17 protein-coding genes are annotated in these 14147 nt (G+C 67.3%); 10 read left to right on the forward strand and 7 right to left on the reverse strand.

Going from position 1 to position 14147, the window contains the following annotated elements; all coding sequences use genetic code 11:
• Nucleotides 1–73: 73 nt before the first annotated feature.
• A complete protein-coding gene (locus BMX17_RS10500) occupies nt 74–544 on the forward strand; it encodes a DUF3592 domain-containing protein (RefSeq protein ID WP_092659744.1) in 471 nt (156 codons plus the stop codon).
• A gap of 32 nt (nt 545–576) precedes the next feature.
• Here BMX17_RS10500 and BMX17_RS10505 read toward each other — a convergent pair whose 3' ends face one another.
• The 3 genes from BMX17_RS10505 to BMX17_RS10515 all read right to left on the reverse strand — a co-directional run bounded on the left by BMX17_RS10505 (nt 577) and on the right by BMX17_RS10515 (nt 3037).
• Nucleotides 577–2331 carry an acyl-CoA carboxylase subunit beta gene (locus tag BMX17_RS10505; protein ID WP_092659746.1) on the reverse strand — a complete coding sequence of 585 codons (1755 nt, stop codon included), beginning with the start codon at nt 2329–2331 and terminating at the stop codon, nt 577–579.
• Nucleotides 2332–2418: 87 nt separating this feature from the next.
• Complete coding sequence (locus tag BMX17_RS10510) at nt 2419–2814, reverse strand: PIN domain-containing protein (RefSeq protein ID WP_092659748.1); 396 nt, start codon at nt 2812–2814, stop codon at nt 2419–2421.
• A complete protein-coding gene (locus BMX17_RS10515; RefSeq protein WP_092659750.1) occupies nt 2804–3037 on the reverse strand; it encodes a hypothetical protein in 234 nt (77 codons plus the stop codon). Before BMX17_RS10515 ends, BMX17_RS10510 begins: the two co-directional genes overlap by 11 nt.
• Before the next feature lie 95 nt (nt 3038–3132).
• Here BMX17_RS10515 and BMX17_RS10520 point away from each other — a divergent pair, with 95 nt between their 5' ends.
• The 3 genes from BMX17_RS10520 (at nt 3133) to BMX17_RS10530 (ending at nt 5867) form a co-directional block, all read left to right on the forward strand.
• Nucleotides 3133–3699 (forward strand): MaoC family dehydratase, encoded by a 567-nt coding sequence (locus tag BMX17_RS10520; RefSeq protein WP_092659752.1) that lies wholly within the window; start codon nt 3133–3135, stop codon nt 3697–3699.
• Entirely contained in the window at nt 3696–5141 is a 1446-nt protein-coding gene (locus BMX17_RS10525) for an acetyl-CoA hydrolase/transferase C-terminal domain-containing protein (protein ID WP_211611320.1), read from the forward strand. The genes BMX17_RS10520 and BMX17_RS10525 overlap by 4 nt, the downstream gene beginning before the upstream one ends.
• A gap of 93 nt (nt 5142–5234) precedes the next feature.
• A complete protein-coding gene (locus BMX17_RS10530; protein WP_139203468.1) occupies nt 5235–5867 on the forward strand; it encodes a hypothetical protein in 633 nt (210 codons plus the stop codon).
• A gap of 13 nt (nt 5868–5880) precedes the next feature.
• Here the strand turns inward: BMX17_RS10530 and BMX17_RS10535 are convergent, their stop codons facing one another.
• Entirely contained in the window at nt 5881–6738 is an 858-nt protein-coding gene (locus tag BMX17_RS10535; RefSeq protein ID WP_092659756.1) for a class 1 fructose-bisphosphatase, read from the reverse strand.
• The gene (locus BMX17_RS10540; protein WP_092659758.1) at nt 6739–7557 is read right to left on the reverse strand and encodes a class I fructose-bisphosphate aldolase; all 819 of its coding nucleotides are present in this window, start codon (nt 7555–7557) and stop codon (nt 6739–6741) included.
• Nucleotides 7558–7712: 155 nt separating this feature from the next.
• On the opposite strand from BMX17_RS10540, the gene BMX17_RS10545 reads away from it, so the two are divergent.
• Nucleotides 7713–8576 carry a 3-hydroxyacyl-CoA dehydrogenase family protein gene (locus tag BMX17_RS10545; protein ID WP_092659761.1) on the forward strand — a complete coding sequence of 288 codons (864 nt, stop codon included), beginning with the start codon at nt 7713–7715 and terminating at the stop codon, nt 8574–8576.
• Nucleotides 8577–8639: 63 nt separating this feature from the next.
• Nucleotides 8640–8828, forward strand: coding sequence for a hypothetical protein (locus BMX17_RS10550; protein WP_092659763.1), 189 nt, complete (start codon nt 8640–8642; stop codon nt 8826–8828).
• Here the strand turns inward: BMX17_RS10550 and BMX17_RS10555 are convergent.
• Nucleotides 8825–9310: a hypothetical protein gene (locus BMX17_RS10555; RefSeq protein WP_092659765.1), complete on the reverse strand. Its 486-nt coding sequence runs from the start codon at nt 9308–9310 to the stop codon at nt 8825–8827. The genes BMX17_RS10550 and BMX17_RS10555 overlap by 4 nt on opposite strands.
• A gap of 32 nt (nt 9311–9342) precedes the next feature.
• Entirely contained in the window at nt 9343–10038 is a 696-nt protein-coding gene (locus tag BMX17_RS10560; protein WP_092659767.1) for a TOBE domain-containing protein, read from the reverse strand.
• Between the two features lie 67 nt (nt 10039–10105).
• Here BMX17_RS10560 and BMX17_RS10565 point away from each other — a divergent pair, with 67 nt between their 5' ends.
• The 4 genes from BMX17_RS10565 to BMX17_RS10580 all read left to right on the forward strand — a co-directional run bounded on the left by BMX17_RS10565 (nt 10106) and on the right by BMX17_RS10580 (nt 14122).
• Nucleotides 10106–11155 (forward strand): extracellular solute-binding protein, encoded by a 1050-nt coding sequence (locus tag BMX17_RS10565; RefSeq protein ID WP_092659769.1) that lies wholly within the window; start codon nt 10106–10108, stop codon nt 11153–11155.
• Nucleotides 11156–11202: 47 nt separating this feature from the next.
• Complete coding sequence (locus tag BMX17_RS10570) at nt 11203–12180, forward strand: ABC transporter permease (RefSeq protein WP_092659771.1); 978 nt, start codon at nt 11203–11205, stop codon at nt 12178–12180.
• Entirely contained in the window at nt 12177–13151 is a 975-nt protein-coding gene (locus BMX17_RS10575) for an ABC transporter ATP-binding protein (RefSeq protein ID WP_092659773.1), read from the forward strand. The genes BMX17_RS10570 and BMX17_RS10575 overlap by 4 nt, the downstream gene beginning before the upstream one ends.
• A gap of 68 nt (nt 13152–13219) precedes the next feature.
• Nucleotides 13220–14122, forward strand: a complete 903-nt coding sequence (locus BMX17_RS10580; RefSeq protein ID WP_092659775.1) for an alpha/beta hydrolase — start codon at nt 13220–13222, stop codon at nt 14120–14122.
• Nucleotides 14123–14147: the final 25 nt, after the last annotated feature.

The raw sequence follows: 14147 nt of genomic DNA on the forward strand, positions 1-14147 counted from the left end.
CGCGTCGCGACGGCGGTTGCAGAGCGAGAAACACTGCCTCGTCCTATACCTCCACCGTGGCGATAGTTGGGGTATGGGATTCGAGATCAACGGTCCGTCGAGTACGATTGGGGTCGTCCTGTTGTTGCTCGGCGGCCTCGCGCTGGTCGGGTACGGCGGGTACAGTTACGTCACACAGTCTTCGGCGATCGACTCCGCGGTCGACGTGAACGCGACCGTCACGTCGACCGGCGTCGAGGAGGTCGACCAGCGTCGCGGCGTCGCCTACGCGCCGCGGGCGACGTTCAACTACACGTACGAGGGGCAGTCCTACACGGCCTCGAACGTGTATCCCGGCCCGCTCACCCGGGATTTCGGGACCCGAGAGGCCGCCAGGGAACAGTTGGACGGATACGAGACCGGCGACACGGTGACCGCCTACGTGCCGCCGGACGCGCCCGAGAACGCCTTCCTCGTCCGCGAGCGGAGCAACAAACCGTTCTTCGTGATCGGGATCGGCATCCTGCTGGCGCTGGGCGGGCTCTACTCGATCAGGAATCTCTGAGTCGCCCCGACCCGGGTCGCCACTGACCGCGCTCAGATGACGGTTCCGTGTTTCTTGCTCGGGCGGTCTTTCTCCACGTCCTCGTAGAAGGCAAAGCGGGCGGCAAGTTCCGTCCGGAGGTCGCTGGGCGGGATGATCTCGTCGATGACGACCTCGCTTGCCATCCGGTGGACGTCGATGTCCTCCCGATACTCCTCGCGGAGTTCCCGCTCTCTGCGCTGTCGCTCGTCGTCGTCCTCGATCTCCGCGAGCTTCCGGGCGTAGACGGCGTTGATCGCCGCCTCCGGGCCCATGATCGCGATCTCTCCCGATGGGAGCGCGATGGTCGATTCGGGATCGTAGGCCGGCCCCGACATCGCGTAGATCCCCGCGCCGTAGGCCTTCCTGACCACGACGCACTGCTTGGGAACCGTGGCCGCCGAGGTCGCGTAGATCATCTTCTTGCCCTGTTCGAGGATGCCCTCCTTCTCGACGCCCGACCCGGCCATGAAGCCCGGCGTGTCACAGAGATAGAGGAGGGGCACGTCGTAGGCGTCGCAGGTCCAGACGAACTGGGCGGCCTTCTCGGCGGCGTCCGGGAAGATCGCCCCGGCGCGCTGGGCCGGCTGGTTGGCCACGATCCCGACCGGCCGACCGTCGATCCGGGCGAACCCGGTCAGGATCTCCGAGCCGTACTGCGGGCGCAACTCGAAAAAGGACTCGGCGTCGACGACGCGCTCGATCACGTCGGTCATGTCGTACCCCTTGTTCGGTTCCGCAGGGACGATCGAGTCGATCCCGTCGGGCGACCTCGCGGGTGCGGTCCCCGCGGTCTTTGGCGGCTTCTCGTCGCTGTTGTCCGGGAGATAGGAGAGCAGTTGGGCCACCAGCGCGCGGGCGTGGTCCTCGTCTTCCGCGATCAGGTCCGCGCTCCCGGTGTGGCGGGCGTGAACCTCAGCACCCCCGAGATCCTGCAGGTCGATCTCCTCGCCGGTGACCATCTCGACCATCCGGGGGCTGGCGATGGCCATCGCGCTCACGTCCCGGACCATGACGGTGAAGTCCGCGAAGATGGGCGTGTAGGCCGCCCCGGCGATGCAGGGGCCATAGAGGACGCAGATCTGTGGCACCCGCCCCGAGAGCCGCGAGTGGTTGTAGTAGTACTTCCCGATCCCCTCGCGGTTGGCGAAAAACCCGGTCTGCTGGTCGATCCGGCCGCCCGAGGAGTCCATCAGGTAGAGGACGGGCTTGCCGGTCTTGAGCGCCCGCTGTTGCATCCGGAGGAACTTCTCGACGCCCTTCTCGGCCATGCTTCCCGCTTTCACGGTGAAGTCGTTGGCCATGAAGTGTACGTCTCGGCCCTCGAACTCGGCCGCGCCGGTCAGCAGGCCGTCGGCGGGGAGGCGGTCGCCGTCGTTCTCTTCCCCTTCGTCATCGACAGCGTTCTCGTGCCAGGCATCGAAATTGGCGAACTTCCCGTCCTCGAACGCGACTCCATCTTCCCCGAACCAGAGGTCGAGTCGGTCGCGGACGAACAGTTTCCCCTGCTCTTCGAGGCGGTCGCGGTACTTTTCGGGGCCGCCCGCCTCGATGTCTTCGATCTCCTCGCGCAGGCGCTGTTCGCGCTCGGTCGGGCCGAGGTCGTCGTCCGGTTCCGATGCGGTGTTCGACGGTGCGGTATGCGTGGCGGCGGGTTCGGTGGCGTCGCCGACGTACACCTCGACGGTATCTGCGACGTGCTGGGCCATCGCCTCGGCGATGGCGGCCAGTTCCTCCTCGTCTGCCCCCTCGGGAACGCGGACTTTCATCGCACTCGTCTGTGCCCACGAGCGTGAAACCGTTTTCCCCTGTCTCGATCTGCGTGGTCGACACCGGTTCGGGTGGGGGCAACCCTCTCAGAACGTCTCGACCGAGACACCGAGTTCCTCGAAATCGCTCCGATTGTCCGTCACGACGGCCTCACCGGTAACGTCGGCGAGTGCGGCGACCATCGCGTCGACCATATCAGCCCCGGAGTCACCGTCGCTGGCTCTGTCGGCCTGCGCGAATAAGCGGCCCGCGCGTTTTGCCATCTCCGCATCGAGTTTGGCAATCGAATACATCCGGCTTAGGTTCTCTATGCGCTGCCTCTCGGCGTCGCTGAGCGTGAACTCGGCACCGTATTCGAGTTCCGCCAGCACTGGCGTCGGGATTCGCTGGATTTCGTGGTTCCGCTTCAGTTTCCTCGCCTTCCGGTGGGCGTTTCGATCCCCGCTGAACAGGTCGACGAGATAATTCGTATCAAGAATCATCTGCCATGCGGTCCCGGACTGCCGCCGCGCTCGACCGATCCATCTCGGCGATGCGTTCTTTCATCCGCTCGCCCTGTGATTCGGAGATGATGCCTGCGACGAGGTCGGGGTCTGGCGCTGGCGCGCCCGTGAGCCGGACCAGTGCCTCGCCCATCGTCTCGTCGTCTCGTTTCTCCGTCTTGAGATAGTCGTGAAACCACTCGTCGACCCTGACGGTCTTCATCCGTGTATTCGAATACACGGCTCTCGGTCAAGAAGATTGTGGGGCGGACGAGCAGGACCGACAGTGACACAATCCCGGCGTGCGAGCCAGTGGCCATGACAACAGAGGACGTGGACGATCGGGACCGCCGCCTCGTCGAGGGCTGGCAGGGCCGCTTCTTCGAGGACTTCACCGTCGGCGACGTGTACAAGCATCCCTACGGTCGGACCGTCACGGAGACCGACAACGTCTGGTTCACCAACCTGACGATGAACGCCAATCCGATGCATTTCAACGAGGCCTACGCCGCCGAGACCGAGTTCGGCGAGCGTCTGGTCGACGGCACCTTCGTCATCGCCCTCGCAGTCGGGATGAGCGTCGTCGACGTCTCGGCCAACGCCACGGCGAATCTCGGCTACGACGATATCCGTCACCACGCACCCGTGTTCCACGGCGACACGCTGTTCGCCGAGAGCGAAGTGCTGGACAAGCGCGAATCGGACTCCCGGGACCACGTCGGCATCGTCACCACCGAACTCCGGACGTACAACCAGGACGACGAACTCGTCCTCACGCTCGAACGGACGCCGATGGTGCTGAAACGCGAGGTCGCGGAACCCTCGGCCGCAGCCCCCACCGGCTGGCCGGAGGGCGTGGGCACTCAGCCGGAGGACCTGTCGTGACCGACCAGCGGATCGAAGGCGACCTTCCGGTCACAGACGCCGCCAGCGCGGCCGCCGACGTTCCCGCGGACGCGACGCTACTGGTCAGCGGGTTCGGGAGCGTCGGCTACCCGAAGGCCGTCCCGCTCGCGCTGGCCGAGTCGGACCGGGACCTCTCGCTCACGGTCGTCAGCGGCGGGAGCGTCGGCGCGGAGATCGACGTGGAACTCGTCGAGGCCGACGCAATCGCGCGCCGCTACCCCTACCAGGCCCGCGCGCCGGCCCGCGAGGCGGCCAACGACGGCCGGATGGCCTTCGCCGACCGCCACATCTCGGCGCTCGGCGACGACGTGCAGTTCGGCGGCCTGGTCGACCCGGACGTGGCCGTCGTCGAAGCCGTCGCCGTCGGCGAGGACTGGCTGGTTCCCTCGGGGTCGGTCGGCCACACCCCGGCCTACGTCGACAGCGTCGACAGCCTGGTCGTCGAGGTGAACCGCGCACAGCCCCGATCGCTTGCCGGATTCCACGACATCTACCGTCCTGACCTGCCCCCCGAGCGCGATCCCGTGCCGCTGTCCGCGCCGGGCGAGCGCATCGGCGGCCCGCGGATCGAGTTCGATCCCGCCAAACTTACTGCCGTGGTCGAGACCGACTGCCGCGACGAGCCCTACGAGTTCCGCGACCCGACCGAGACGGATCGGGCCATCGCCGCGAACCTGCGCTCGTTCCTGACCGACGAGGTCGAGCGCTCGCCGCTCTTTGCCGATTCCGTGCGCCTCCAGTTCGGGGTCGGGAGCCTCGGCAACGCCCTGATGGGCGCGCTCGCCGACGCCGACTTCGGCGACCGGGAGCTGATCTACTTCGGCGAAGTCATCCAGGACGGCCTGCTCGACCTGCTCGATGCCGGACAGCTGGACTCGGCCAGTGCGACCTCGCTGGCCCTCTCGGCGGCGGGACAGGATCGCCTGTTCGCCGACGCCGAGCGCTACGCCGAGGACGTGGTGTTGCGTCCCGCCGACGTGTCCAACCGCCCTGCACTGATCGACCGATTCGGCGTCGTCGCGGTCAACAGCGCCCTCGAAGTCGACCTCTACGGTCACGCCAACTCCACGCACGTCGACGGGTCCAGAATGCTGAACGGTATCGGTGGGAGCGCCGACTTCACGCGCAACGCCGCGCTGTCGATACTCGCGCTCCCCTCGACGGTCGGCAGTGACCGCTCCCGGATCGTCCCGATGGTGCCACACGTCGACCACACCGAACACGACGTGGACGCCGTCGTCACCGAACACGGTGTCGCCGACCTGCGCGGCACCGCCCCCCGGGAGCGCGCTCGCCTGCTCGTCGACCGCTGTGCCCACCCCGACTACCGCGAGCAATTGCAAGAGTATCTCGACCGCGCGTTCGATAGCGACGGTCACGAACCGCACGACCTCGATGCGGCCCTCTCCTGGCACGAGTGAGCCTCGGATCTCGGGACTGGTCCCCGACGCTCCCAGTAATGTTCGAACCCCAACAATTAATCAAGGGGGCCCGAATAGAGGCGTGAATACACGATGGTGACACGGGTGCGGGACGGTGGGCGGTCGATGCAGCGGGCGGGAATCAGATCGGTGCTGGTCGCGCTGGGCGTGTCGCTCGGCACCAGCAGCGTCGGGGCGGCACAGCCGGTACCGGTGGGAGGAACGGCTCCGGTGGTCCCGCTGGAGATCAGGGTGGCTGTGGGTCTCGCCCTCACGGTCTTCGTCGGCATCTGTATGCTGGCGCTGTTTCAGACCTACACGCACGAGTCGCTGGACGCGATTCGGGCGAACGCACCCGTCTCGCTGGCCATCGGGATCGGCGTGCAACTCGTCTTCCTGATTATCGCGTTCGGCGTCGGGTTCGTGTCGGTGCTCCCGCTGATGGGGCTGGTCACGCTCCCGGTCTGGATCGCGTTGCTCGTGTTCTACGTCGCCTGGGGCATCCTCGGTGTGATCTCGGTCGGCCGGTTCGTCGTGAACCGGGTCGCCAGTGGTGGTCCCTGGCTCGGCCTCCTCGTCGGGGCCGTCCTGGTGGTGGCGTTTCAGATCGTCCCGTTCGGCGTCGTCCCGCTGTTCCTGATCGTCTCGCTCGGCATGGGCGGTGCCGTCCGGCGACATATGGGTGCCTCGACGAGCGAGCGCTCGGTGCCCAGCGGACGGTTCTAAAATCAGTCGTCGGTCAATTCAGTGCGCCTTCCAGCCGTTCGATCAACTCGGCGTTGCCGACGTGGACCGGGACGCGCTGGTGGAGTTCGTCCGGTTCGACCGCCAGCAGCGACTGCACACCGTCGGAGGAGCGACCGCCGGCCGACTCGACGATGTAGCCGATGGGGTTGCCCTCGAACTGGAGGCGGAGTTTGCCGTTCTCGGCCGACTGGAGGGCAGGATAGGCGAAGATGCCGCCGTACTCCATGACCTGGCTTACGTCGCCGATCATCGCGCCGCCGTAACGGAGCTTCAGTTCGTCCTCGATCTCGCGGACGAACGCCTCGAAGTCGTCGTGCCAGTCCGGGACGCGGCCGCCGAAGCCGTAGACCACGGGGTCGGCGGGAATCGTCACGTCGTCCTCGACCACGCGGCGCTCGACGCCGTCGTCGGTGTCGTCGATCACGTACTCGGTCACCGAGTCGTCCCGGGCGAGCACGAGCGTCGTGATCGGGCCGTAGAGGACGTAGCCCGCGGCGACGAGCGCTCGGCCGGGGGCCGGAAGCGGCTCGTCGTACACCGCCAGGATCGTCCCCATGACGTTGTTGGACTTGAGGTTCGACGAGCCGTCCAGCGGGTCACAGGCGACGTGGAGATCGCCGTCGCCGGACTCGACGACCTCTTCGCGTTCCTCGCTGGCGTAGCTGGCCACCCCGTCGATGGCGAGCAGGCGGTCTTCGAGCAACTCGTCGGCGTGGCGGTCGGCCGCCAGCATCTGCTCGCCAGAGGGGTTCTCGCTGGTCTCGTACTCGCGACGGCCGGTCAGGCCGGCTCGCACGTCGGGCGCGGTCTCGGTGACCACGTCGACGATCTCCGATACGACCTCGCTCATCTATTCGGCTTCGGGGGCCGCGCCCTCGGCGGCGGCGAGTGCCTCTTCGACGGAGGACTCCTCGAAGATCACCTTCTCCAGGGCGTCGAGGATGCGTTCGGGGTTCTCGCGCTGGAAGACGTTCCGGCCGACCGCGAGGCCGGCACCGCCCGCGTCGATCACGGACTTGACGTTGCTGAGGAACTCCTCGTCTGAGCGCTTCGAGCCGCCGGACATGACGACCTTCGTCTTGCCGGCCATCCGGACGGTCTCCTCCATGGCGTCCTGACTGCCGGGGTATTTCACCTTGGCCACGTCCGCGCCGAGTTCCAGACCCAGCCGGGCCGAGTAGGCGATGCTCTCGGGGGTCTTGGCGTTGCGCAGGCCCTGACCGCGCGGGTACGACCACATGACAGTCGGCATATCGTACTCACGGTGGGCGCGCTCCTGTGCGTCGCGGAACTCCTCGACCATCTCGATCTCGTGGTTGGAGCCGCCGTACACGGTAAACCCGATCGAAGACGCGCCGATCTCGTGGGCGTAGTCGACCGTCCAGTTGACCGCCGAGTTGGGTTCGCCCCGCCACAGGTTCGACGTGCCGTTGAGCTTGGCCAGCAGGTCCACGTCGTCCTCGTAGGAGGGATAGTACGCTTCGGCGACGCCCTTCTGGACCGCCAGCGAGGTCACGGCGTCGTGGGTCGCCACGTCGAAGACGTGGGCGGGGTCAGCACTCTCCGGTACGTCCTCGAAGTCGACCGGGCCGTGTTCCAGACCGTGGTCGTACGCGAGGATCAGCACCTTCCCGTCCCGGGTCAGGGGGCTGTCGTCGATAGGGATCATCTCACTTTTCTCTGCCCCACGTTCGCTAATTAACTTGTTGGAGACGGGCAGCGAAATACTTCTCTGTGTACGAGTGAATTTTCGGAGCGGTGGCCAGTTCTCTCGGAACAGGAACCGTCGATACACTTAGGCGGGTCGCCGTGGTGGCCTCCGGTATGCGCGAACTCGACGAAATCGAGACCTGGGGCGTCGTCGGCGCGGGCACGATAGGCCACGGTATCGCACAGGCCGCGGCAACCAGCGGCTACGACGTGGTGTTGCGCGATGTCGAGGAAGAACTGGTCGAAGAGGGACTGCAGGGCATCGAGTCGAGTCTCTCCCGGTTCGAAGAGAAAGACGAACTCACCAGCGAGGAAGCTACCGCGGCCCGCGAGCGGGTCACCGGCACCACCGACCTCGCCGACCTCGCGGACTGTGATTTCGTCGTCGAGGCAATCGTCGAGAACATGGAGATCAAACAGGACGTGTTCGCGGAGTTGGACGAGACGGTCGAGGAGGACGTGGTACTCGCCACGAACACCAGCACGCTCTCGATCACCGCCATCGCGAGCGCGACCGACCGCGCCGAACAGGTGGTCGGCCTGCACTTCATGAACCCCGTCCCGCTGATGGAAGGTGTCGAAGTGGTCGTCGGCGAACGGACGAGCGACGCGGTCGCCCAGCTCGCCCACGACCTCGCCGAGGACGTGGGCAAGACCACCTGGGAGTCCGACGACAAGCCCGGGTTCGTCACCAACCGCGTGCTGATGCCCTGGATCGCCGAGGGCATCCGGGCGTTCGACGAGGGCGTGGCCACCAAGGCCGACATGGACCGCGGGATGAAACTCGGCACGAACGTCCCGATGGGGCCGCTAGAACTGGCCGATCACATCGGGCTCGACATCTGTCTCGACGCGATGCAGACGCTCCACGAGGAACTGGGTGACCGCTACAAGCCGCCGTACCTGCTCAAGCGGAAGGTCGAAGCCGGCGACCTCGGGAAGAAGTCCGGGCGAGGGTTCTACGAATACGAGGAGTAGCACGGATCCGTTCGCCCCCACGTCGACCCAAAACTCTTGACTGGTTGATTCGAACGCGTCGATATGGATCTAACCTACTGGGGCGCGGGCCACGTCGCGCTGGTCGGTGCCGTCTGTCTCAGTGCCGTGCTGTACATCGAGCGCCCTGTCGTCGGTGCCATCGTCGGCCTGCTGGGTGCGTCCGCCATCCTGCACGCCGCGTACATGATCCGCACCCATCGGGCCGGAAAAGAGACGCAAGTCGGGTTCTAGGGCTCCCCGTCCAGCGACTCTTCGAGTGCCTCCACGTCCGCCAGCAGCGACTCGAACTCTTCGCTCACGTCCTCGCGGTCGCCGAACTGGCGCTCCGCCCGTGTTCTGAGTTCCGTCGCGTCGTCACCGAGCTCCTGGACCTTCGCCTGCAGTTCGTCCCGCCGATCCAGTAGCTCGGCGACTTTCTCGGCGAGTTCGTCGAGATCGGCCTCGACGATCATATCGTACTCGTCGTAGAGCCCGGAGCCGACAGCGCCGTGCCCGGAACCAGTCAACTCGTGGATCACGCCGTCGTCGGTCTCGGTCTCGGTGGCCAGTCCGAGCGTCGAGAGTTGCTGACAGCGGGTCTCGACCTGCGCTCGTTCGAGGCCGGTCGTCTCGACAAGCGTGTCGACGCCGGCACCCTCGTGGTCGTCGATGGCGTGCAACACCGTGACCGCCTCCCAGTCGAGGACGTCCGAGAGTTCAGAAATCGTCGGCATACACGGGCCGACGGAGGCCGCCCGGGTAAGCCTTAAGACTCCGCTCGCGCGACGGCCCGTGTCGCCGTCGCCTTGAACGTCGCGACGACCGCTGTGCCGGGAGTCAACCCTAGTCGCTCGATGCTCTCGACGGTCACGAGCGCGGTCAGGTGCAAACCCGGCTCGACTGCGACCGTCACGCGGGCCAGCGTCTCCCCGTGGTCGACGCCGACCACTTCGCCCTCGAAGCGGTTGCGCGCGCTCGTTCCACCGGGTTCGGGGGCCTCGGCCGGTCGGTTCAGCGTCACCGCGTCCGCTCTGATAGTGACGCCGACCTCGGTACAGTCCGGCGGCGTCACGGCTCGGATTCTGCCGGCCGCGGTCTCGACGGTGGCGAGTTCGCCGTCGCGGTCGATCACGCGGCCGGAGAGGACGGTCTCGTCGGTCTCGGCGACGCCCGCGAACTCCGCGCGAACCCGGTCGAACGTCGCCAGCAACTCGCGGGCGCGGTCGGTGAGTTCGCTCCCGCCGCCGCCCCCGCCGCCGCGACTCCGGTCGACCAGCGAGCCGAACGCGTCTTCGAGTTCGACCACGCGACGCTGGGCGTGTGCGTACGACCGGCCCAGCGATTCCGCCGCCGCGTTCAACGATCCGTCCTCGTCGATGGCCGCCAGTAACTCCCGGTCTCTGACCGTCAGCGCGACGCCGTCGCGACCGAGTTGCACGTCGAAATCCGGGGACACGTCCATAGCCGATGGTTGCCAAGCATTGACAAAACTGTTATGTCAGGGGCCGCACAACGGCGTTGTATCGTCTATGGCACAACGCAACGGATCGCAGGGTGAGACGGGAGCGACGGATCGGACACGACGGGGATTCCTCGCGGCGGCGGGCGCGACGGGTGCGGCGGCGCTGGCCGGATGTATCGGCGGTGGCGACGGCAACGGTAGTTCCCCGGGGTCGATGCTGGCGTTCCACGCCGGGAGCCTCGCGCCGCCGTTCAGTTCGGCCGAACCACAGTTCGAAGAGGAGACCGGGATCGACGTGACCCGGGAGGCGAAGGGCTCGGTCGGCTCGACGAAGAAGATCACCGAACAGGGCCGGCGTCCGGACGTGCTTGGGGTTTCGGACTTCCGGCTCATCCGGGACATGGTGCTGGGCGAGTACGGCGAGTGGCTCATCGTGTTCACGACCAACGCCATGTCGATCCAGTACCGGGAGGACTCGCCCGGGGCCGACGAGATCGGGACGGACAACTGGTGGGAAGTCCTCTCGCGTGACGACGTGACCATCGGCCACAGCGACCCCGCCGTCGACCCCGGTGGCTATCGGGCAGTGATGGCCCAGCAACTCGGGACAGAGGAGTTCGAGGGGAACCGACTCTACGGTGAGTCGACCTACCAGGCGATGCGAGACAACTCGACGGTGCCGACGGGGACCGAGACCAACCTGGAAGGCCAGCTCAAGAGCGGCGAACTCGACTACGTGTTCTACTACCAGTCGATCAGTACGTCCTCTGACCTGCCCTACGTCGACCTCCAGCCACAGGTCGACCTCTCGAAGGCCACCGCGAAGTACGCCGAACACTACGCGAAAGCCGAAGTCGAGACCGAGGACACGACCTACGTCGGCGCGCCCATCGCCTACGGCATGACGGTGCCCAGCGTCGCCCGGAACCCCGAGAACGGCGCGCGCTGGGTGGAGTACATGATCACCGAACCCGGCAAGCAGGTCCTGCGGGACAAGGGCCTTCAGCCGGTCGAGACGCCCGCCGTCAACGCCAGTGGGGAAGGCAGCGTCCCCGACCGAGTGATGCAACACGCCGAGGCGAAGGAGACGCTCGGCCCGCTCCAGCTGGACGCGTGACGACCGAGCGGAAGGCTCAGTAGTCTCCCACCAGGACCCCCATCCAGATGGCTACACGCACGACACCGCTCCCGCTGGACGCGCTCGGCCGCGGCTCCGTCGCTCTGGCCGTCGTGGCCGTCCAGGCGGTCGCCTTCGCCGCCGCCTACTCGCTGGGCCGGCCCACCCTCTACGCCGGCTTCGTCGTCCTGAGCGCCGCGGCCCTGGGCTTCGCCTCCCGTCGCGGCCTGTTCGGCGTCGCGATGGCGGCCCTCGGGAGCGTCCTGCTCGTCGCGCTCGGGCTCCCCCTCCTGCTTTTCGCCGCCCGCCAGTCCCCCTCGCTGATCGCCGAGAAAGCCACGGATCCGGGCGTTCACCGCGTGCTGTATCTGGGTGTCTACGCGCCGCTTTTGGCCGCTGTCGCGAGTCTCGCCTTCGGCGTCCCGCTGGCCTACCACCTCTCGCGGGGCTTTGCGGGCCAGCCTCTGGTCGAGAGTCTGGTGGACCTCCCGCTCGTCGTGCCTCACAGCGTCGCCGGTATCATCATCCTCTTCGGGTTCGGCCAGGGCGGGGCCTTCCCCGGGCTCTCGGTGCTGGGGACGCTCCCCGGGATGGTGCTGGCGCTCACGTTCGTCAGCGCGCCCTACGCGGTCAACGCGGCCCGCGAGGCCTTCGAGTCGGTCGAGGACCGGCTGGAGTACGCCGCGCGGGTTCACGGCGCGAGTCCCTGGCAGGCCTTCCGGCGGGTGACTGGCCCGCTCGCGATGCGGGGCATGGTCACTGGCGGCGTGCTCGCGTGGGCGCGTGCGGTCTCGGAGTTCGGAGCCGTCGCCGTCGTCGCCTACAGCGTCGAGTTCTTCTATCCCCCGGCTGGCGAGCGGGTGGTCGCCCAGCACGCCCCCGTCTTCGTCTACAACACCTACCTGCAGGGCGGGCTAGACGAGAGCGGCGCGGTCGCGGCTCTCCTGTTGGGTGTCTCCGCCGCCATCTTCCTGCTGGTGCGCTGGCTCACGACCGACGCGACGACCACGCAGGGTGTGGCATGACACTCGCGGTCGATATCGAAGCGACGTTCACTGCCGACGGAGCCGACGCCTTCCACGTCGCCGCGGACTTCGAGGTCGACCCCGGCGAGACGGTCGTGATCCTCGGCCCGAGCGGCAGCGGGAAGACACTCCTGCTGGAGACCGTCGCCGGCTTCCACGACCACGAGGGCACGGTGGAACACGACGGGCTCGTCCTCTCGGATCGTCCGCCCGAGGGCCGGGACTTCGCGTTCGTGTTTCAGGACTACGCGCTCTTCCCACATATGACCGTCACCGAGAACGTAGAATTCGGCCAGCGGTATCGCGAGGCCGACGCGAACCCCGAGGCGTTGCTCGCGGACCTCGGCGTCGCGGACCTCACCGACCGATACCCGCCGACGCTCTCGGGCGGTGAGGCCCAGCGCGTGGCGCTTGCGCGGGCACTGGCCGTCGAGCCCACAGTACTGTTGCTGGACGAACCGCTCTCGTCGCTCGACGTGCCCACTCGCCAGTCGCTCCGTGCGGACCTGCAGGACGTGCTGGCCGGCGTCACGTCGATCTACGTCACCCACGATCGGACGACGGCGCGGGCGCTGGCCGACCGGATCGTCGTGATGAACGACGGGCAGGTGGTCCAGACCGGGACGCCCGAGGACGTGTTCGAGCGACCCGCGTCCCCGCTCGTCGCGCGGTTCACGGGGAGCAACGTCGTCCCGATCTCGGCGCTGAGCGACCGGGCGAGTCTACTTGACGGCGACCGTGACGCGACCCATCTCACCGTCAGACCGGAGGCCGTGGAACTGGGCGCGCACGACCCGGACCTCACTGGGACCGTCGAGCGCGTGACCCGCGAGGACGCGACCAGCCGCGTGACCGTTGCGGTCGAGGGCGTTCCGGAGCCGATCACCGTCTTCAGCGTCGACCCGCCCGCCCCGGGAACCACCGTCTCGCTCGGCTTCCCCCCCGAGCGCGTGGCGACCTGCCGAGCGTGACCGGCCGTACATAAACAGCCTACCAATGGCGCGACTGGAATTATATACCAGAGACGGCAGTTTCGTGTATGGTCGAACGGACCGATTCGGACTTCGAGAGTCAGGGGGTACGCTGTGCAGGGTGGCTGTACGAACCCGAAGACACCGACGAGGAATCGCCCGCGATCGTCATGGCCCACGGCTTCGGCGGCGAGCGGGTGGCTCGCCTGCCGGCCTTCGCGGAGCGGTTCGCGGAAGCCGGGTACGCCGTCTTCCTGTTCGACTACCGGGGGTTCGGCGACAGCGACGGCGAGCCAGGGCACGTCATCGACGGCCCGGCCCACGTCGAGGACTGGCTGGCGGCGTTGGAGCATACCCGGGCGCTCGACGCGGTGGACGGTGATCGCGTGGGGCTGTGGGGCACCTCCTTCAGCGGCGGGCACGTCGTCGAGACCGCCGCCCGGGACGGCGACGTCGGGGCCATCGTCTCACAGGTGCCGTTCACCGACGGCCTGCGGAACGCGGTCCACCTCGTCCGGCAGGGTGGGCTGGGCTACCTCACCGAGACGGCGAAAGCAATCGCGCGCGACCTCGGCCGGATGGCCACGTTCCGGGACCCCTACTACGTGCCCATCGCCGCGGATCCCGACGAGTTCGGGGTGTTGAACACGCCCGACGCGAAGCCGGGATACGAGTCGCTGATCCCGGACGACGAGGACTGGGACAACGAGTGTGCTGCCCGGATCCTCGGGACCGTGGGTTTCTACCGTCCCGTGACGGCGGCCCCCGACGTGGACTGCCCGGCCTTCGTGGCCGAGGCGACCGCGGACTCGATCATCCCGTCCAGTTCCGTCGACGCGCTGGTCGACGAACTGGACGACGTGGAGCGGGTGCGCTACGATATCGGCCACTTCGACGCGTACACGGGCGCGGACTTCGAGCGGATCGTCGCGCGTGAACGGGCCTTCTTCGACCGGACCCTTCGAGACTGAAGGGGAGATGGGAAAAGTAAAGGAT

The sequence above is a fragment of the Halorientalis persicus genome, assembly GCF_900110215.1.
Lineage (GTDB): Archaea > Halobacteriota > Halobacteria > Halobacteriales > Haloarculaceae > Halorientalis > Halorientalis persica.